18 protein-coding genes and 1 other annotated feature are annotated in these 20,500 nt (G+C 41.7%); of the genes, 3 read left to right on the top strand and 15 right to left on the bottom strand.

Annotated features, from left to right (window positions below):
- The 3 genes from T344_RS0113705 to pheS all read right to left on the bottom strand — a co-directional run.
- Nucleotides 1-357 (bottom strand): hypothetical protein (locus tag T344_RS0113705; protein ID WP_027629185.1); only part of this gene is annotated, 357 nt, incomplete at its 3' end.
- A gap of 308 nt (nucleotides 358-665) precedes the next feature.
- Nucleotides 666-3,047 (bottom strand): phenylalanine--tRNA ligase subunit beta, encoded by a 2,382-nt coding sequence (gene pheT / locus T344_RS0113700; protein ID WP_027629184.1) that lies wholly within the window; start codon nucleotides 3,045-3,047, stop codon nucleotides 666-668.
- 12 nt (nucleotides 3,048-3,059) lie between these two features.
- Nucleotides 3,060-4,091 (bottom strand): phenylalanine--tRNA ligase subunit alpha, encoded by a 1,032-nt coding sequence (pheS, locus tag T344_RS0113695; protein WP_027629183.1) that lies wholly within the window; start codon nucleotides 4,089-4,091, stop codon nucleotides 3,060-3,062.
- Between the two features lie 138 nt (nucleotides 4,092-4,229).
- Nucleotides 4,230-4,533 (bottom strand) — a binding site (T-box leader).
- A gap of 449 nt (nucleotides 4,534-4,982) precedes the next feature.
- Between pheS and T344_RS0113690 the strand changes: the two genes are divergently transcribed.
- The 3 genes from T344_RS0113690 to T344_RS31575 are packed head-to-tail and all read left to right on the top strand — an operon-like array spanning nucleotide 4,983 to nucleotide 7,658.
- Complete coding sequence (locus T344_RS0113690; protein WP_027629182.1) at nucleotides 4,983-5,927, top strand: coiled-coil domain-containing protein; 945 nt, start codon at nucleotides 4,983-4,985, stop codon at nucleotides 5,925-5,927.
- A 26-nt stretch (nucleotides 5,928-5,953) separates the two neighbouring features.
- Nucleotides 5,954-6,742, top strand: coding sequence for a lipid II flippase family protein (locus tag T344_RS0113685; RefSeq protein ID WP_027629181.1), 789 nt, complete (start codon nucleotides 5,954-5,956; stop codon nucleotides 6,740-6,742).
- A gap of 31 nt (nucleotides 6,743-6,773) precedes the next feature.
- Complete coding sequence (locus T344_RS31575; protein ID WP_027629180.1) at nucleotides 6,774-7,658, top strand: hypothetical protein; 885 nt, start codon at nucleotides 6,774-6,776, stop codon at nucleotides 7,656-7,658.
- 116 nt (nucleotides 7,659-7,774) lie between these two features.
- Here T344_RS31575 and T344_RS0113675 read toward each other — a convergent pair whose 3' ends face one another.
- The 12 genes from T344_RS0113675 to T344_RS0113620 all read right to left on the bottom strand — a co-directional run bounded on the left by T344_RS0113675 (nucleotide 7,775) and on the right by T344_RS0113620 (nucleotide 20,450).
- Nucleotides 7,775-8,758 (bottom strand): LacI family DNA-binding transcriptional regulator, encoded by a 984-nt coding sequence (locus T344_RS0113675; protein WP_027629179.1) that lies wholly within the window; start codon nucleotides 8,756-8,758, stop codon nucleotides 7,775-7,777.
- Nucleotides 8,759-8,829: 71 nt separating this feature from the next.
- Nucleotides 8,830-10,338 (bottom strand): arabinosylfuranosidase ArfA, encoded by a 1,509-nt coding sequence (arfA, locus tag T344_RS0113670; RefSeq protein ID WP_027629178.1) that lies wholly within the window; start codon nucleotides 10,336-10,338, stop codon nucleotides 8,830-8,832.
- A gap of 13 nt (nucleotides 10,339-10,351) precedes the next feature.
- A complete protein-coding gene (locus T344_RS0113665) occupies nucleotides 10,352-11,179 on the bottom strand; it encodes a carbohydrate ABC transporter permease (RefSeq protein ID WP_027629177.1) in 828 nt (275 codons plus the stop codon).
- A complete protein-coding gene (locus T344_RS0113660) occupies nucleotides 11,172-12,080 on the bottom strand; it encodes a carbohydrate ABC transporter permease (protein ID WP_051571860.1) in 909 nt (302 codons plus the stop codon). The genes T344_RS0113665 and T344_RS0113660 overlap by 8 nt, the downstream gene beginning before the upstream one ends.
- A 170-nt stretch (nucleotides 12,081-12,250) precedes the next feature.
- Nucleotides 12,251-13,576 carry an ABC transporter substrate-binding protein gene (locus T344_RS0113655; RefSeq protein ID WP_242842083.1) on the bottom strand — a complete coding sequence of 442 codons (1,326 nt, stop codon included), beginning with the start codon at nucleotides 13,574-13,576 and terminating at the stop codon, nucleotides 12,251-12,253.
- Between the two features lie 416 nt (nucleotides 13,577-13,992).
- Nucleotides 13,993-16,347 carry a glycoside hydrolase family 94 protein gene (locus T344_RS0113650; protein WP_027629174.1) on the bottom strand — a complete coding sequence of 785 codons (2,355 nt, stop codon included), beginning with the start codon at nucleotides 16,345-16,347 and terminating at the stop codon, nucleotides 13,993-13,995.
- Nucleotides 16,348-16,488: 141 nt separating this feature from the next.
- The gene (locus T344_RS0113645; protein WP_027629173.1) at nucleotides 16,489-17,502 is read right to left on the bottom strand and encodes a LacI family DNA-binding transcriptional regulator; all 1,014 of its coding nucleotides are present in this window, start codon (nucleotides 17,500-17,502) and stop codon (nucleotides 16,489-16,491) included.
- 90 nt (nucleotides 17,503-17,592) lie between these two features.
- Nucleotides 17,593-18,390 (bottom strand): TrmH family RNA methyltransferase, encoded by a 798-nt coding sequence (locus tag T344_RS0113640; RefSeq protein ID WP_027629172.1) that lies wholly within the window; start codon nucleotides 18,388-18,390, stop codon nucleotides 17,593-17,595.
- A gap of 37 nt (nucleotides 18,391-18,427) precedes the next feature.
- Complete coding sequence (locus T344_RS0113635; protein ID WP_004626361.1) at nucleotides 18,428-18,682, bottom strand: TfoX/Sxy family protein; 255 nt, start codon at nucleotides 18,680-18,682, stop codon at nucleotides 18,428-18,430.
- Nucleotides 18,683-18,710: 28 nt separating this feature from the next.
- Nucleotides 18,711-19,508, bottom strand: coding sequence for a flavodoxin family protein (locus T344_RS0113630; protein ID WP_027629171.1), 798 nt, complete (start codon nucleotides 19,506-19,508; stop codon nucleotides 18,711-18,713).
- On the bottom strand, nucleotides 19,508-19,723 hold the full coding sequence (locus T344_RS28250; RefSeq protein ID WP_051571858.1) for an MmcQ/YjbR family DNA-binding protein: 216 nt from the start codon (nucleotides 19,721-19,723) through the stop codon (nucleotides 19,508-19,510). Before T344_RS28250 ends, T344_RS0113630 begins: the two co-directional genes overlap by 1 nt.
- Nucleotides 19,713-20,450 (bottom strand): PHP domain-containing protein, encoded by a 738-nt coding sequence (locus T344_RS0113620; protein WP_027629170.1) that lies wholly within the window; start codon nucleotides 20,448-20,450, stop codon nucleotides 19,713-19,715. Before T344_RS0113620 ends, T344_RS28250 begins: the two co-directional genes overlap by 11 nt.
- Between the last annotated feature and the right edge of the window lie 50 nt (nucleotides 20,451-20,500).

Genomic DNA, 20,500 nt, shown 5'->3' with positions numbered 1-20,500 from the left:
CGACTTACTGTTCAGGTCACCTGAGTCACTTTGTTCTCCGGTTTTTTCCACGGTCTTGCTGCCGGTATCCTGCTGCTTATCCTGTGTGCCGGGAGTAGTTTCTTTGTCTTGACCGGGTTGGCTGTTTTTTGGAGGTATCTTTTTTATATCGGTAAGCAGCTTAATAACTGCCTGGTTTCCAATGGTTTTCTGGAGGATATTTATATCCTGCTGTGTCAATGAATTGGGCAGTCTTTTGAGACGTTGAATTATTTCTATGTAGTTGGGCTGCTTGACTAAGGATTTTTGCCTTGATGATGAGTTCTGAAGGTTTTTGTTCTGTGCCGCTGCCGATTTATCCGGGGCTCTGGTGTACATCCTGTTCAACTCCTAAAATTTATTCTTTATAAATTTATTCCTATACTGAATAGTAAATTTTAAAGTTGATTTAACACCTGAATTTTTATTTATTTTTTCGAGTAAATCTTAATATACATGAAATTTGAAGAAAATTGCCTGAAATACCCGGGAGAAGATCGGGCTTTACCCTCAGAGGATTGGACATGACAGTATTGATAAAGCTAGTTTTGTATGAAAAAATCCGTCTGAAACAAATTATTCCAGACGGATGATTTTATTTATTGTAATATTCTTTTCGGTAAAAAAAGCTGTTCTAACCTGAATTACTATCTCAAAGCATAGCCTACGCTGTTCATGTAGTCAATGAGACTACCTGCAAAGGCATTTATGTCATCGCTTGACAGAGTCTTTTCCGCCGAACCTATTACAAATCTGAAGGTCATGCTCTTCTTGCCTTCGGGCAGGCCCTTTCCGGTGTATATGGTAACAAAGCTGAAACCATTGAGCAAGTCTGACTTAAAGCTGCCGATATCCTCATTAACCCTGTCAAAGGTAACCCCGTTGTCCACCAGGAAGCTGTAATCCAGAACGACCTCAGGGAACCTGGATGGTTCCTTATACTTGATAACCCCGGTATCAATAGCCTGGAGCACATCTCTGTTTATTTCCAGCACAGCTATGTTCAGCTTTTTGGCAATGTTCTTTTTAATCATAGGATGGACTACACTTATATACCCCATCGGGGTTCCATTTGTGCTTATATCCACTGATTTCATAGGATGCACCCAGTTTAAGCCTCCTGTACATACAGAGAAATCCAGATTCGCATTCTTTAAGGCTTTAGCTATAAACGTAATTATTCCCTTCAGATCATAGAACAGCTCATCTTCACTTTTAACTTTGCTGGCAGCCAATATACACAGATTTTTATGCTGCTCACATTTGTCCTTAGGTGATGCTGCCCTGAATACACTTCCTATTTCAAACAGCAGGAAATCCTCATATGACTTTTCATTTTTCTCAGCAAAGGCAAGCATTCCGGGTACCATGCTGTCCCTGAGTGTATTGGCATCCTGTGCCTGGGGATTCAAAACCTTCACCTGTCCGTCCGTTTCAATACCCATTCTGCTGTTGAAGGTATTGTCATACCAGATATAGCTGTTTACCTCGCTTGCACCGAACCTTTCGGAAAGCAGCTCTTTTATCTTGTGGTCGGTAAGTCTTTCTTCGTTGTATTGCAGAGGTTTTAATGCTATATCCAGGGTTTGAGGCTGGATATTGTCATAACCGAAAATTCTTGTGATTTCTTCAATTATATCAACCTTCATTGTAATATCTTTTGTAGCTCTGAAGGTGGGCACCTTTATATTGAAGGTATCGCCTTCCACATCCACCTTGAATTCCAATGCTCTCAGAATGTCAACCATTCTTTCCTTTGTCAGAGTGTTACCGATGTATTTGTCAATGTACGGTTTTGTTATTGTAATATCAATAGGTTCCAGCTTGCTGCAGTACACATCGGTTAAAGCGGATGCAAATTGAATGTCAGGCTGCATATCCTTTAAAAGCTTGACAAATCTCTGTATTGCCGTCACAGTCATATTGGGGTCAAGCATCTTTTCATAACGTGCGCTGGCCTCGGTGCGAAGACCTATTTTAGTGGAGCTCTTTCTTGTGGAAGAACCTTCAAAGTTTGCAGACTCCAGTAATATGGAGGTTGTAACCTCAAGCACTTCGGAGTTTTCACCGCCCATGATCCCTGCAATCGCAACCGGCTTTTCTCTGTTGCATATCAGCAGCACGTCTTCAGGCAGCTTTCTCTCAGTACCATCAAGGGTTTTAAACAGAGTCGGTTCCTTTGTTGCTCTGACAATTATGCCGCTTTCCACCTGTCTGCTGTCAAAGGCGTGCATGGGCTGCCCCATTTCAAGCATCAGATAGTTGGTCAGATCCACCAGCGGTGATATTGGACGCATTCCGCAGTAGAACAGCCTGACCTTCATGTTCATGGAGGTTTCCAGCTTCTTTACGCCGTCTATCTTAAGTCCGGAATATCTGAAACACTTTTCTGTGTCCTCTACTGAAATGTCAAGCTTCGGTTTATCCTCAGCAGACTTTAGATCATCCAGCTGCATGGGTTTCAGCTCTCTGCCGTATATTGCGGCTATTTCACGGGCAATTCCGTAATGCCCCCACAGGTCTGGTCTGTTTGTAAGTGATTTATTATCGATTTCGATAATAACATCATCTATATCTATAATTGACTTGATATCTGTTCCCGGGGCATAATCCCCCTCAAGTACCAGAAGTCCGCCGTGGTCATCGCTGATTCCGAGTTCCTTTGCTGAACAGAGCATTCCAAAGCTTTCAACTCCAACCAGTTTCACCTTGCCCAGTTTGGGCATGTTCTTTACCGATCCCCCCATTTTTGCAAGGGGTACCAGAATGCCTTCGGTAACATTTGGAGCTCCGCAGACAATTTGAAGAATTCCGTCCCCGGAATCAACCTGTGTTATTTTCAGCTTCTTTGATTCAGGATGGGGTACGACACTCAGCACCTTTGCCACAACAACGTTCTGTATATCCTGGCCTACAAATTCCACCTCTTCCACTTCTGCGGTAGACATGGTAAATCTGTACCACAATTCTTTTATATCAATTCCACTTAAGTCAACGTAATCTTTTAACCAATTTAATGACAGCTTCAACTTTTTTCCCTCCTACCTTACTGAAAATTGTTCCATTGCTCTCAAATCTCCTGAGTTAAGAACACGGATATCACTGATTCCATATTTCATCATCGCAAGTCTGGTCAAGCCCAAACCAAAGGCAAAACCCGTGTATTCCTCAGGATCGATTCCACCGTAGCGCAATACGTTGGGGTGAACCATGCCGCAGGGAAGGAGCTCTATCCAGCCCGAGTGCTTGCAGGTGGGGCAGCCCTTTCCTCCGCATATCATACAATTCAGATCAAGCTCAAAACCGGGCTCCACGAATGGGAAAAAACCGGGTCTCAATCTTATCTTTACGTCTCGGTTAAATACCTCCGATAATAACAGCTTCATTACATAAATGAGGTTTGCAATGGAGACATTTTTATCGATCATCATACCTTCCAGCTGAAAGAAAGTGTTTTCGTGGGATGCATCGGTGCTCTCATTCCTGAAACACCTTCCTGGAGCAATAACCTTCAGCGGAGCGCCGTATTTCTGCATTGCCCTCACCTGACAGGGTGAAGTATGGGTCCTGAGAAGAGAACCGTTTTCAAGCCAGTAGGTGTCCTGCATATCTCTTGCAGGATGGTGTTTTGGTATATTTAATGCTTCAAAATTATAAAATTCCTCTTCTGCCTCGGGGCCGTCAACTATATTGAAGCCCATTCCGGTAAATATCCTTTCGATTTCCTTCTGGACAATTGTTACCGGATGCAGTGAACCCACCTTGAACTGAGTCCCCGGCAATGAAATATCAAAGCTGGAACCGCTGCTCAAGGACTTCTTAACATCATTGGCACTGAGCTCCTTGAATTTTGACTCCAAAAGCTCGGTTATCTCATTCTTTAACTCATTAGCCTCCTGACCAAATTGCTTTCTCTCTTCAATAGCCATGTTTTTGAGATCCTTGAGCATTTCGGTCAATTCACCCTTTTTGCCCAGAAGTTTTACTCTGAGTTCTTCAACTTCACTACTGCTTGCAGCTTGTTTTATTTTTTCAAGCGCGGCTTCCCTTAATATACTGATTTTTTCAATCACGTCTATTATCTCCTTTCATTAAATCATCTCTAATCGAATATGTCTGAATTTCCTGTAATGCTGTTTTTCAAACACTTTCAGCCTTAAAATTTATTTAAAAAATCATACTCTCCCAGACAATAAATAAAGCCCCCATCCCAAAGGGACGAAGGCATTCTCCGCGGTACCACCCAGTTTTATCGGAGACATTTGAATGCAGTACATTAACTGCAAAAACCAATCTCCAAACTCATTAAAATATAACGGTTTTTACCGGCAGTTCCTACACTGATGTGCCAAACCGGCATCTCATGCCGAATGCCTGGCAAAATCATATAATTAGTTCAGAACCACAGCTTCGGAGGGAACTTTGGCAAGTATTCCGTTAAAGGCACTTACAGCCGGTGATGCCTTCTCTCTGCAACATCCTGTCTCGCTTACTCTTCTCCATCATAGCTTTTAAAATATACCGTTGTACGAAATTCTTGAGCTACAGCCGCCAATATGCTATAGCTGAGGAATCCCAAGCATTACACAATTAGTATTCGAACTGTTCCCTGATATTATAACAATATAGGTAAAATTATTCAAGGGTGAGTTTTCCGGTCTCTCACTTGACGTCAATTTTACCAGAATATACAATAAATATGGTTGTTAAATCCTCAATAACGAAAGGTATAGAATAAAACAAAAATGTTCTGGGATAAAGTACTGCAGCTAAATGATATATTCACCGCTAAAGGTGTTATAATGGAAAAAAGCTATTTAACTTATCCTGATAGCATTAATTTACTTATAACGAACATGTAGACATAGACCGGGGTATGGACATATTGAACAAAATCCTTGTTGTAGAGGAAGCCCGGACAAATTAAGTATGTCGCACAATATATTTTAGGGAGGTCTTTTCAAATGGACAACAACAGCTTTTCAGAATTAAAAAACAAGCTGGCAGCTCTGCCGGTACTGCAGGAACGGATGGAGAGTCTCAGCAGAAGGCTGTATGACGCAGAGGACGACGTAAGAAGCCTTTTGCACAAGTACCAGTCTGAAGCATTGGACGTTGATGAACTTCAAAAGGATAAATTTTCCCATACTTTACTAAAATTGATCAGATTGTATGAGGGTAAAGTCAATAAAGAAACTCAGGAGATGCTTTCTGCCAAGCTGGAATACGACAAGGCGGCTGAAAGAGTAAAGCAGCTGGCTCAGGAGAAAGCTGAACTGGCAAAAAAGATAAGCGAACTGGCTGCCGATAAGAAACTGTTTGATACTGAATATATTCAACGTGAGAATTTAATTAAAAGCAAAATCAGTCAGCAGGCTTTTTCTTCCTATACGGAACTGGAAAGGCAGCAGTTTGAGCTGACAAAGCAAATTGCCGAAACGGATGAGGCCCTGCATGCTGCCAGCCGTGTTATATCCGCAGCCGCCAATGCGGTAAATCATCTGAAAAGTGCCGAAGGCTGGGCTACTTATGATGTCTGGGGAGGCGGAGGTATTTTAAGCCATATGGCAAAGTATGATCATATCGATGACGCAAAAGCTGAACTCAACCGTCTTGGTTCGCTTATGAAGGATTTTGAAAGTGAACTAAGAGATGTAAACATGTATGATGTCTGCGCATATGCCGGCATCGACTCAACTACAAGAGCCGTTGATTTTTGGTTTGATAATATATTTACCGATTTGAATGTCCGTGATAAAATCCGTGACGATATGTATCAGATTCAAAAACTTATGGGTCAGATAGATCAAATCTGTAATAAACTTAAAAGTAACAAGGAACAGATCAAGAAAATGTTATCGGAAGCCGAAAGCAAAAAAAGCAGGCTGGTAATGGATTTTGAAGTTTAAGCAAAAGAGAAAGGCTTTAGGCTTTTATGTATAGATTAGTTTTGGTTTTTATTATTAATTTTGTAATAACTATAATAGGTACTTTAGCTTATTCCGTCAGAATTGTAGGAGTAAGAACAGGTAAAATAGCGGTATCCTCGGCACTGTTTAATGCTATTGCTTTATTTTCCAGAGTTGCAGGTGTTTTTCAGCTGCCGCTTCTCACCAAATATATAGCAAAGTCGGGTTATCAAACCAATCTGGTGCTTGTCTTTTATATACTTATACTTGATGTTGTTATTGCCAGTATTGCGGGAGCTGCGCTTCTGCCTACCTTTCAAAGAATCTTTACCAGGGGGGTGGAAGCTTTTTCGGTTAATAAATCAGTGTTCAAGTTGATGCTGCACAGCTTTTCCAAATCAGGTGTGGCCTATATAAAAAACTCCGTCGCCATACCGACTAAAACCAATATAAAGGGTGTCAACCTGAAAAAGCTTCCGGTAAATATACTGGTTATGAATGTGTTGACTGTGGCACTGCTGACGGCAGGTATTTTTTCTCCCATATATGCCGCAACTCTTGAACCCGAGCTCAGCACAACCTGTATGACTCTGGTATCTGTTTTAACCGGTCTGGGCTCCATACTCTCGGCACTATTTATTGATCCGTATTTGTCAGTTCTTACAGATGAGGTTATTGAGGGTAAATACAGCGTGGCAGATTACAGAGGCTGTGTCATAGGGATGGTTGGCAGTAAGATATTAGGATCGGCATTAACTTTTCTGATATTCATCCCAGCCTCGTACCTGATCGTCTTTATTGCCAGAATACTGTAATGAACAAATAAATATAATTGCAGGAGGTTATATGAAACCTGGAAAGGTCAACACAATTTATATTTTATCTGTACTAATAATAATACTATCTGTTATAGTCTCGTCAACCGGACTTTTTTACACAACCGGAGGTAAAGCTTATGATTTTGTAAATCAATACGGAGATACTGTCAAAATATACGGTGACGGTCTTTATTCACATGATTCCTACTTCAAAGCACCCATTTTACGGGGTACTGACTTTACTATGCTTTTCTTTGCTGTTCCGGCTTTAGCAATCGCCTTAATATTGGATATCAGGAAGAAAAGTATAAAAGCAAAAATGTTTTTAACTTCAGTAATATCCGTATTTACGTATTATTCGGCAAGTCTTTCATTTGGAGTGACCTATAATTTACTTCATCTGGTATACATAGCTCTCTTCTCGGTCAGTCTTTTTGCATTAATTACTGCAATAGCAAGCATGGATTTGAAAAAAGTTGCAGACAGTATTGATACTCCTTTGCCCTATAAAGGTATTTATACCTTTCTGGCCTTTACAGGCGCAGCATTAACTGCAGCATGGCTTCCAGATATTATAAGTTCCCTGGTTTCAGGGCGTTCTCTGGGACTTATTGAAATCTATACAACTGAAATAACCTATGTATTGGATATGGGGATTATAGGCCCCGCTGCTTTTATTTGTTTATTCAAATTAGTTAAACGCAATGGATTTGGATATGTTCTGCTGTCAATTTTACTGACCTTGTGTATCACTATTGGAGTTATGATCCCTCTACAGACTGTTTTTCAGAGCATTGCCGGAATTGAAACGCCAATGCCCGTTCTAATAACAAAAGTGGGCAGTTTTGTAGTGTTATCCTTTTTCGCAGTCTACTTTAACATTAAGCTCTATGTAAAAATGAAAGTTAACTGATGTAATAAAGCATCAGATTTGCCCGCATGGCGTTTTCAGGAATTTCGACACTATAAAAATAGTAAAAGAGCAGCTATTTCACTCTTTTACTATTTTTTATATTTGAAATTTCAAAATTACAGAGTTTCTCCTCCGACAACAACCGAATTCAATATTTTTTCAGTTTCCGCAGCTTCACTGTTCATGATGTCAAATAACAGGTTAACTGCTGTTGTGGCAACTTCTGATACGGCATTGCTAATAGTCCATAATTTAGGAGATACATACCGTAAAAAATCAATATTATCAAAACCCATTATCCCGTAATCCTGAACCACAGTTTTACCGCGTTCTTTCAGGTTCTGAATCAAATCAAGGGCAATCATGTCACCCGTGCAGAAGAATGCGGTTCTCTTTTTTATATCAAGTTCACCATGTGACAAGTCGAAATAATCCCAGCTGTCGATTAATACTCCCTCAATATGGGGATGTTTGGCCAAGGTTTCCTGAAAGCCTTTGGCTCTCATCTCATGTACATAAACATTTTCGCTTGCCTTATCTGCCAAGGGCGGACAGACGAAAACAACCTTTTCATATCCTTTTTCAATAATTTTCTGCGTTCCGTCTGCCGCTGCCTTTCTCCCGTCGATTCCTACGAAAGGAATCCCTTCGGCAATTTTATTATCAATAGTTACAATTGGTTTCTTCAGGTTTTCCAGGAACTTTTTATACTCTACTCCCTTATTAATTGAAGAAAGTATGATTCCATCGACATGATAATCTACCAGTCTGCATAACTGCTCTTTTTCATCTTCCTTATTTTTTTCATGTAGTGTAATGTTTACAAAATATGAATTCTTTTTTGCTTCTGCAACAATTGCATTAAGCATTTGAGAAAAGTATCTGTTGTCAACATCCAGAATAACAACTCCAATATAATATGTCTGACCCTTGACAAGACCTCTTGCCAGCATATCCGGACGGTAATCATACTTGCTGGCGGTTCTCAGTATAAGCTCCTTCGTCTCCGGGTTAATTCTGCCTGTATTATGAAGTGCCCTGTGGATTGTAGTCCTCGATACACCGCATAACTCCGCCAGGTCTTTTGTTGTTATTCCCATATTTAAACCTCCAGCCTCCGTTTCCTTATTTTATAATAGCATATTCCTGCAACAGTTACACTCTTTTCAGATTAAACGAGCTTTAATCTTATCATGTTCCATGAATACGGCTTTATGATATATTCAAAGCTGTTGCCTTTCAATGTTACGTCTTCCGGAAAATCCGGCTTTATTAATCCGTGGTTATGTAAATTTGTCGCTTTTATATCTTCCGATGACAAACAGATATGCTCTATCACGGTCTCAACCTGGAATTCCTGATTTTCTGCAAAAATATTAAGGGACTCACCTGTCCGGTTGACCTGAAAATATACCAACTCTTTTGTTTCATCATTATGAACGGTTACGCTGTCTATATAGGGAACCTCTTCAAATCTTTCACATGCATAAACCGGGCACTTGAAAACCTCCTGTAAAACAGTTCCTCTGCCATATTTTGATGTATAGGCAAAAGGATAATAAATAGGCTGAACCCACACTTCTCCGTTTTTCTCTGTCATAATTGCCGCACTTATATTGGTCAGAAGCGATTGGCAGGCAATTTTAACACGGTCCGAAAATTTTAAAAAGTTCATCAGCATGCTTGAAAATAACAATGTATCTTCCATGCTGTATATCTGTTCACTTAGATGAGGTGCGACCTGCCAGGGAGTTTCATCCACCTGGGCTGCAACTTCGGTATCCGGCATGGACCAAACACCCCACTCATCAAAACTTATATAAAGATCCTTTCTGGAACGCTTCTTGGCTTTAACAAAATCACAGGTCCCAATTACTGTTCTGATATAATTTTCCATGTCCAGTGACTGGGCCAGAAAAAATTCCGTTCCCTTTTCCTGCCCGCCATAGTATTGATGAAGGGCGATATAATCAACATAGTCATAGGTATAATTAAGAGATATGGCCTCCCAGTCAGGATATGTGACCATATCGGATTTAGAGCTTCCGCATGAAACAACTTTTATACTGCTGTCAACCTGTTTTATCGCTTTTGCAGTTTCCTGCGCCAATCTTCCATATTCTTCCGCTGTTTTATGGCCGATCTGCCAATCACCATCCATTTCATTACCGAGACACCAGGTTTTTATATTATACGGTTGCTCTATTCCGTGCTCTCTTCTAAGATCACTGTATTTTGTTCCACCTGGAATATTACAATACTCTACCAGTGAAACTGCATTTTCTATCCCCTTCGTTCCCAGGTTTACGGCAAATATAGGTTCAATTCCGGCTTTCCCGGCCCATCTCATAAATTCATTGGTTCCAAACTCGTTTGTTTCAATGGAACGCCACGCCAATTCCAATTTGCGCGGCCTCAGATGACGCGGTCCGACACCGTCCCTCCAATCGTAGCAGGAGACAAAATTTCCGCCGGGATATCTTATACCGGTAACTCCCATTTCTTTTACTTTTTCCAGAACATCATATCTAAAACCGTCCTCATCTGCCGTTGGATGGGTGGGTTCGTATATTCCCGAATAAATGACCCTCCCCATATGCTCAACAAATGAGCTGTATATTCTTTTATCAATCTCTCCCCCGGTAAAATTTCTGTTTACTATTAATTGAGCCTTTTTCATAAGTCTTCTCCTTTTATTCTTTTGCTCCTGTTGTCGCAATTCCTTCTACAAAATATCTTTGACAGAAAATATAAAGTATCAGCAGAGGTGCCAATGAAATCATGGTCGCTGCAAGTGTGGGACCATACTTGATCACCTTGTTTCCTACCAAAATAGCCAAACCTGCCGATAAAGTACGTTTTGCTGCCGAGCTGGTCAGCATCAGAGGATATAACAGATCGTTCCAATTGTTCATAAAGTGGAAAATTGCCAGACTCACCAGTGCGGGTTTGCACAGCGGAAGCATCAATGACCAGTAAATGCGGAACTCATTCATTCCGTCCATTCTCCCTGATTCCTCCAATGACTTTGGCAAACCTTCAAAAAAGGAACATAACATATAAATTCCAAAAGCGCTTGTTGCTCTGGGCAGAATCAATCCTGCATATGTATCCAGAAGACCCATTTTATAAACTTCTATATAAAGAGGTGTCATAATGATTTGAAAAGGAACCATCATTGTCATCAGTATAATTGAAAAAAGTAATTTTCTGCCCCTGAACCTCATTCTTGCAAAGGCATACCCTGCAAGGGAATCAAAGAATACGCTGATGAGAGTGACAAATCCGGAAAATATCACGGTATTTTTAAGCATTGTAAAAACCGGGATGCTCCTGCTTACAAATTTGTATTGCTTTAGAGTCCATTCCTCCGGAAAAAATTTTGGCGGGTAGGTAATAACTCCTGCGTCTGTTTTGAAAGAGGATACCAACAGCCACAAAAACGGCCCCAATACCAATACTGCAATAAATAACGTTATTACTGCTCCGGCTATATTTCCAACATTAAACTTTCTATTCATTAACAGTCTCCCCTCTGTTCAATATGAACTTTCTCAGAATGAAAATTATAATTACTATAATTAAAAACAAATAAGTTGAAATTGCCGAGGCATAACCTAAATCGTAGGGTGCCGTTTGAAATCCCCTGTCGTAAATATATTGAACCAGTGTTTCGGTTTTTCTCAAAGGGCCGCCCTGGGTCATAACATAGGTCTGATCAAATACCTGAAGAGAGCTTATTGTTGTTGTTACTATACAAAAGCTTAATGTTGAAAATATCCCCGGTATGGTTATGTGCGTATATTTCTTCCATGCTCCGGCCCCGTCAATCTCCGCAGCTTCGTAGAGTGACGCCGATATGTTCAGAATGGCCGCTGTCAGCAGGGTCAAGGTATAGCCGAAACCTTTCCATGCCGTCACTGCTATTACAGTAGGCATTGCAAGATATGGATCTTTAAGAAAGGAAACGGATTCCAGTCCGATGCCTTTGAGAAGATAGGGAATAAACCCCAGGTTTGGGTCCAGCAGCATGGACCAGATAATACCTATAGCTGTCATGGAACAAATAAACGGAAGATAATAAAATGATCTGAGCATTTTTGTATACCGGCTGTTCCTGGCGACATACATTGCTAAAATCAGTGCCAGTCCTATTTGTACCGGAACCTCCAACAAAGTGAAATAAAAGCTGTTTATTGTTGCGTTGAGTACTCTGCCGTCCGACAACAGCTTTATAAAATTAACAAAACCGCCAAAGGAAATATCATTCATAAAAATATTAATGTTAAGCAAACTAATTACAAAGGATGCTGCAAGCGGTATAAAGACAAATACCGTCAAAATAATGAGTGATGGCATTATAAACAGGTATGCACATTTTTGGGCCCTGGGATGAAATTCTTCAATATTCTTTATATTCATATACACTCCTATTCAAAAATAAGGGAGTGCCGCAAAACTGATACAATTGAAATACATGTAAAACATTTAATAGTGCTTCTCATTTTTGAAGCTGCACTCGCGCACTATTATCAGTAATACATTATTATCATTTGCCTTATTTTGAGACAGCCCCCTTAACTTTAAAAACTTTATTTTGAAGTACTCAAAATCTTATCCATTGCATCGGAAGCCTCATTTAATATTTTTTCCGGTGTGGCTGCACCTGTTATTGTTTTTTCAAACATGGGAATCATAACGTCCTTATCAATCTGGCTTGAAAGTGCATAGCCAAGATTATAGGAGCGTCCTATTCCGGTTGCCTCCGAAATAGATTTTATTATCTGATCATTTTGAATATCCTTATCTTCAAGAAGCGTCTTGGACCATACAGGGAAACCATTACGCTGTGACCATTCCTTTAAAATATCATCGGTAAGCCAGAATTTCATAAATTTGTACACACCCTGCTTTGCAGCCGCATCTGTACCCTTTGGAATGACAAAGCTGCAGCCTCCTGCAGGAGAAAATGCACCCGCACTTCCTGAAACACATGGTGCAATACCAAAATTTATGCCCTGCTCCTTAAGACCGTTGATCTGCCATGGACCGCTCATATACATTGCAACCTTTCCAGCCTGAAGCAATGCATCGGCATCCGAACCCGAAACATTCATAGGAGTTACTTTTTTATTAACCGTCAAATCCTGCAGCCAGCTTAACGTTTTAAGATTTTCAGCTGATTTAAGGAGATTTTTATTGCCGGCAGGATCATCCGCATCACCGCCGTTGGCCCAGAGAAACTGCATATATGTAACACCTGTAGGCAAAACAAGACCATACTGGTTTTTTGAAGGGTCAGTGAGCTTTACGGCAAACTCTGCCAGTTGATCCATGGTTTTTGGGGGAGTTTCAGGATCAAGACCCACGCTTTTGAACAAATCCTTGTTCCAGTATAAATATTGAACATTGTACTGCATTGGGACTCCATACATTTTTCCGTTAATATGGGATAAATCTACAACATTTTTCAGATAATTATCCTTGTTTACTCCGGTTGCCGTCCAGAAATCATCAATCTCTTCCAGTGAATCGTTCTTTACATAGGATGCAAGGTTTTCGACGCCAAATAAAACGAAATCAGGTGCCGTATTAGTAGCAATGGCAGCCGGCAGCTTCTGTTGAAGTGTGTCATTTGGCATAATATCCATATTGATGGTAATATTATCCTTGTTTGTCTTGTTGTAATTGTCGCCGATTTCTCTCAATATGTCACCGTCCGAACCTGTAAATACATTCCAGAACTCCAGTGTTACAGGCTCATTTTCTTTTGCAGAAGACCCCGCTGCCTGCTGAGACTGGGTTGACTCAGCTTTGGAATCTGCAGAATTTGATACAGGGGTTCCCCCACATCCCGTCAATAGTGAAATTGACATTGCAGCCGCTGTCAGACCGCTTAAAAACCTTTTTCCAATCATATTTTACCTCCTGAAAATAAAATTTTTGATATGCTATTTCAGTGTATATTTACACAGCAGCACTTTTAAGGTAAAATTGAAAAAGAGATATCCTAATGGTATTATTCGTTTGTTTGCGGCAGAGAATAATTGTTAGGGTATTTTCTTTTATTCTTTCCCCTTGCAATGCTTGAATAACAATATCACGAGCTACACTCAATCACTGTTTTTCGCAGTGCGTACTCGTGTACTCTTTGTTTTTATTATATGAGTTGGGTATTTAAATGTCAACATAATTTTAAATACTTCCTGGTGAAAAAGCATGTAAAAAAAGCAGCGTTTATCAAAGAATTTTTACATTCCTGACTGTAAAAAAACTGCTCCGAATCCGGTTTATACCGACTCAAAGCAGTTTTATAAAGGATTATACAATTACTTTATTTCATTACCACAACTACATGATGCGCAGTGCCTGCTTTGAATACCGGAATTTTTTCAACCTCGGCACCGTCCACAATAATCTTTGAAACTCCACAGCTTACCCTGTTGGGATTTTGTACTTCGATATTGTATATTACTCCCCTGAATTTTCTTGTTGCCTTAAAGCCCTGCCATTTGGACGGTATGCAGGGGTCAACCACAAGTCTGTCATAACCTGCTCTGATCCCCAGAATATACTGGGAGGCCGCCACCATGTTCCAGGCTGCGGTGCCCGACAGCCAGGAGTTCCTGCCTACACCGAACTGCGGATGCTCCTTGCCTAAAATATTCTGACAATAAACATAAGGTTCAACCTCGTACAGTTCGGCATCGTCATTTCTCTTTCCGGGCAGTATCTGGGAATAATACTCAAAAGCCCTATCCCCATGGCCCAGTATTATTTCAGCTATCATTACCCATGGGTTTGTGTGCAGGAATATGCCCCCGTTTTCCTTTGCTCCGGGCGGATAGGTAGTCACCCCGCCCTTTGTATCATCATATTCGGTATAGGAAGGATACATTGCCACAATTCCGAATTTTGAATTTAAATACCTGCCAACCGACTCCATACATTTGCTTGCCTTTTCGGCATCGGCCACCCTGCCCAGCACCGCCCAGGATTGAGAGTTAATGAATATCTTTCCGAACTTGTTTTCCCTGCTGCCGATGGGCTGTCCGCAGTCGTCGAATGCCCGCTTGTACCATTCTCCGTCCCAGCTGCTCTTGTTGATGGCATTTCTCATCTCATCAAACATGCCCTGATACTTTTCGCAGAGCTCCTGCTTTTCAAGATACCCGCACAACTCGATCAGCTCTGCTGCCGCTCTGCAGTAAAGCATGGAGGTGAATACACTTTCGGCAATCCCCTTTCCAGTATCCAGATTCAAGGTGTCATTCCAGTCTGCACGGCCGGCAAGTGCAATATTATTCGGCCCCCTGTTGTTGTCTGTGAAATTCAGGGCCATATCCAGATGCTCCAGGACGGTGGCCGAAGTAGTTTTGTCATTGTACAGTACAGACTGGTTCAGGAAACCGAAATCGCCGGTCTCCTTCACATACGCGTTAACTGCCAGAATGAGCCACAGATGGTCATCCGAATACCAATCAAACAATTTGACCGGCGCATCGCCCTGTCCGCCCTCTCCTGTCAGCGGAAAGAACAGGTGATATGCCCTGCCGTCGGTGTACTGGCACTGCAAAAGCTTTGTTATCAGCTCCTTTGCCTCACCTGGAATAGCATGCATCACTCCCAGGGTGTCCTGGGCACTGTCGCGTATGCCCATACCTCTTCCAAGTCCCAATTGATAAAGAGAAACAAAACGTGACCAGTTAAAAGTGGTCTTACACTGGTATTGGTTCCATATATTGACGAACAAATTCATGTCCTCATCAGGAGTTTCCACACTCAATTTTCCTGTGTAGTTCTTCCAGTAAGCCTTCAGCCTGTCCAGAGCCGCCTTTGAATTTTCAGGGGTTAAATAAGCCTCAATATCGGCTTTTATATTTTTCCGGTCCTCTGCAAAGCCCAGAATAAAAACAATTTCCTTCTCCTCTCGGGCCCCAAGGTCAACATCCATGCAAAAAGCGCCCACACCGTTCATCCTGTAGGAAATGGAATTGCTGCAGCCCCCCTGTTCAACAGCCAGGGGATTGCCTTCCGAACGGTACTTTCCCATGAAGGCTTCAAGGTTTGTATCATAACTGCCCACCTTTTCGGCTGTGGCAAAGAAAGCGGCATTATCACTGATATAATGCGGATAATATGTAATTATTCCATCTTCAAATCTGCCCTGATTTATCTGCTGTACCCAGTCCACATTTTGCTGGTCCATTACGGCCTGCCAGAAACAGAACTCGGCATAGGCAAAAACCTGTAGTTTTTGAGCTACAGCCCTTGTATTTGACACTTTCAAGTGCCATATTTCAAAATCCTTATTATCGGGAACAAAATAAGTAACCTCTCCAACAACTCCCCGGTACTCACCGGCAAGCACCGTATAGCCCATACCATGGCGGCAGCTGTAGCTGTCCAGCTTCCTTTGCACCGGCTGATAACCCGGATTCCAATATTCACCGGTTTCTTTATCTCTGATATAAATATATCTTCCCGGTCTGTCCATTGGAATATTGTTGTACCTGTAACGGGTAACACGGCGGTTTTGAGGATCCTTGTGGAAACTGTACCCTCCTCCCGTATTGGACACTATACCGCCGTATGCTCCGCTGCCGATATAGTTGATCCATGGCGTTGGAGTATCCGGTCTGGTAATAACATATTCCTTGTTCTTTCGGTCAAAATACCCGTATCTCATATAATCCTCCCAGCAAAACGGGAACGCTCCCATTTTTATTAAAAAAATATATTTTCCTTATAGAGGGAATCCCCCCAAAAATCACCATTTAAAGGGTTTATAAAGGGTTTATAAAGAATTTAAGAATATAATAAAATATACTCATATGACTTCTCTGCAGGAGGTTCCTTCATAAATTTCTGTATCAAAGGATATCACTCTGGGTTTTGTATTTCTATTGTCTATATTGTCAATTATCAGCTTGATTGCCGCCTCGGCAACCTTCTCCATGGGCTGCTTCATGGAGGTCAGCCGTATGCAGGAGGGAATAAAACGCAGCAGCTCATAAATGTTGTCAAAGCCCACAACCGACAGGTCCCGGGGTATGTTTACACCCAATTCCATGGCTCTCTGTACGGCTTCATATCCTTGAAGGTCATTAAAGGTAAACAGAGCCGACGGCGGCTCGGCCAGTGACATAAGCCTTTCCACAGCTGCCGCACCGCTGCTGTCTCCCGCATCCGTATATATGACATAATCCTTGTTATATTTGATCCCCGACGAATTAAGTGCTTCAATGTATCCGTTCATTCTGTCCGAGGCAGCCCTGTGATTCAGGTTTCCTGTAATGTGGGCTATCTTGCTGTGCCCCAAACCGATTAAATAGTTAACTGCACTCTTTGCACCGGAAAAATTGTCTATGATGATATTATTGACTTTCAGGTCATTAAAATGGTTCTCGATCAGTACCAGCGGAAAATTGATATTTATTATTTTCTGAACCAGCTCTTTATCTCTTGTGTCGCTTCCGAACAATATGAGGCCATCGGCCGCACCTCCGGTAAAATATTGTACATACCGTGCTTTCGAATTAAAATCATCGTTGGAGCTGCTGAAAACTATATTGTAATTGTACCGGGAGGCAAAATCCTCCAACAGATTGGCCAGTTTCAAATACACAGAGGTATTGAATTCGTTGTATATCACACCGATAACCCCGGCTTTCCTTGACACAAGGCTCCTGGCAGCCTGGTTCGGAATGTAATTCAGCTTTTCGATTGCCTCAAGTATTCTAATACGGGTATCTTCCCTTACTCCGGGCTGGTTATTGATCACTCTTGATACAGTTGTTTTGGATACTCCCGCGATTCTCGCTATATCAAATATATTTATCAATTCTGCCTCCTGACAGGGAACGTTCCCAATTTTAAATAATTATATATCAAATCTTATAATAAAACAAGTCTGCGGCAGGGAAACCGATTTCTAAGCCCTGTTCTGTCTGACCAGTTCATATATCATTATTGATGCGGCAACCGAAGCATTCAGTGACTCTGCCTTTCCAGGCATGGGTATTCTTACGAGCTTATCGGATAATGCAGCAGTTTCCTCACTTATTCCATTTGCTTCATTCCCTACTATAATTGCACTTTTACAGGTCAAATCCTCATCATAGTAATTGTTTTGCCCGTGCAGATGGGATGCAATGACTTTGTAGCCGCTGCTCTTCAGCAATTGAATTGTATTTATAATGTCCAAATCCTCGATTATTGGGAGATGAAAAACCGATCCCATGGTGGAGCGCAGTACTTTTGGAGAATAGACATCAACGCAGCCCCTGGTCATCAATACGGCTGAGACCCCGGCCGCATCGGCTGTTCTGATAATGGTTCCCACATTGCCCGGGTCCTGGAGGCTGTCCAGCACTACCACCGATTTTCCTTGGCGCAATGCCTCACCAATTTCAGCCGTCCGTTTTTTCAAAACCGCAAGGACGCCCTGCGGAGACTGTGTATCGGATATCTCCTTAAAAAGTTTGTCCGGTACATTATAAATATCGGAACATACTCCGGTGAGTTTTGAAATGAGCAGTTCTCCGCCGTTAAGACTTTCCAGCCTGTCCGATATGACAGCCTTTATTATCACCTGCCCGTTATCAACAGCATCACTGACAAATCTGATACCTTCTACAAAATACATCCCCTGGGAATCCCTGTGCTTTTTCTGATGTAAAGCCTTAATCTCCTTTATTGTACTGTTCTGACTGCTTTGTATATAATTCACTGCCAAGTCCTCCGCCGGTGAAAATTAGTATATGCCGCTATTTGGATTTATTATAAAATTCCTTCAGTTCCCCTTTAACCTCTTCCGGGAGCTTGTGCCATCTGATTCCCCGTATTGCTCCCTCCAGACCGTAAAGCCTGTTTATGCAGGCAGAGTCGTCTATACTCTTTATTCTCAGCCAGGCCTGTCTGCTGCCCATAATGGACAGTTGTTCAAAAGTTGTTATTCCCACTTCATTAAGCTGCCGTTCTATTTCCTTGCCGATGTTAGGCAGTTTTTCCAGTTCCCCCAAAATAATCCCTCCGTAAATCTGATATTAACTATTTTTTGTACGTAATTGTAACAAAGTTTGAAGCCAAGACACCTATTGAAAAAAAGACACTTCCAAACACTCTTTTAAATGCCGGGACCTTTACCGAAGGATCATAGGTGCTGTTTACCCGGATCTTATCAGTCCAGTATACACCGTCTTCGGTTTCATATTCTGTTCCTTGGGCATAGCCCCTGCTCATTCCACGGAACAAATTGTAAACCAACAGGATACCAAATGACGGAGAATGGAGCTTCTTAGAAGCCACATCCCTGTGAAACCTGGCAGTAACCCTTTTGCATTTTGCCACAGTTTTTTCTTTTGGCTTGTACGCATTCCAGCTGCAAGACAAAACCGGTAATTTGTAACACCGGTTAAATCCAATTCCGCTCAGAGTTCCCGCCACATAATCAACGGCATCTTTTGCGCCCACGCCTCCTGTGGTGGATACTACCAAAGCCTTGTTCCTGAAAAAGTGAGGTCTGTGAAGCATGAAACACATATGGTCAATAAAATTTTTCGCCAGGGCCGGCGGCTGCATGTTAAAAGTGCTGAATGCAAAAATAACACCGTCGCTTTGTTCGATCTTATCCATCATGCTTTGCATTATACAGTTGTGGGGGCAGAGCTTATGCCCCTTTCTGAAGCAGATGCTGCAGCCTGTACAATATGGGAGCTCCAAATCTTTTAAATGAATTTCTTCAAAAACAGACCCGGGAGACAACCTGAGAATTTCAGCCTGGATAATTTCCACCAACCTCCATGTATTGCCTTTGTGGGGACTGCCATTAATAATAGTGTATTTCATTATTGAAATTCCTCCCTTAACTTCCCTGGCAGTTTACCCAGGACTGTCAAATATGAATGATCTATCATTGCCTTTAAAGCATCCTCCGAAACTTTACCGTTGAGGTACACCGTTTTAAAATACGGCTGCTGTACAGGAGGACAATGATATCCACGAACTACGGTATCAGGATATAAATTTCTGAATACGACTCCCGTCACCTTATCACAGTTCAAGCTTATCAGGAAAACTTCCATTTCTTAGAAAGCTTAAAACACCTTCCGCACATTTTTCCGCTTCCAAAAAATTCTTCCTCTCACTTATATTCCCCAGATAGTGAGCATCGGAGGAATATATTTTCCTGATATTTTTCAGCCGGGAATGCTTTTCCGTCAATATCAATTCCTTTGCCCTGTCGCTTATCTCGACGCAGTTTATATCTATGTCCTCCGGCATGACACCAAAGCTTGACAGCAGCGAGTTGGCCTGCCTGTCAATATGGGCCGGGATTGCCAGCCCCTTCAATCTCCCCATCACCACATCAAAAACTTCATTTATTGAAATGGCTGCTGAAGTCAGGAGCAGCCTGTCCTCTTTATATAATACCTCATCTTTATGATTTAAAACCAGCTGATTTCCAAAAACAGCTTCGTTATTGCCGATTTCCGGAAGCCGTGAATAAACCAGCTCCTGCATTTCCAATGCCCTGTCCATATTGGGAAACAGGCATATCACATGTATTTCTTCGGCTGTTTCCACTTCCATTCCGGGTATGACAAGCAATTGCGTGTTTTCAGCACAGGTCAGACAGGCCGGGACATTCCGGCAGGAATTATGGTCGGTTACTGCGATAACATCCAGGCCCTTTAATATACTCATATTAACTATGTTGTTGGGTGTCATGTCGTCATCAGCACAGGGGGATAGCGCAGTATGTATATGAAGATCATATGCAAGTTTCATATTAACCTCCATGAGCCGCAATAGCGGCACAAAACTGTAATGAAATCTCT

Source organism: Ruminiclostridium cellobioparum DSM 1351 = ATCC 15832 (genome assembly GCF_000621505.1).
Classification (GTDB): domain Bacteria; phylum Bacillota; class Clostridia; order Acetivibrionales; family DSM-1351; genus Ruminiclostridium; species Ruminiclostridium cellobioparum.
Note: the sequence above shows the minus strand (reverse complement) of the source record. Positions and strands in the feature narration are given on the sequence as shown.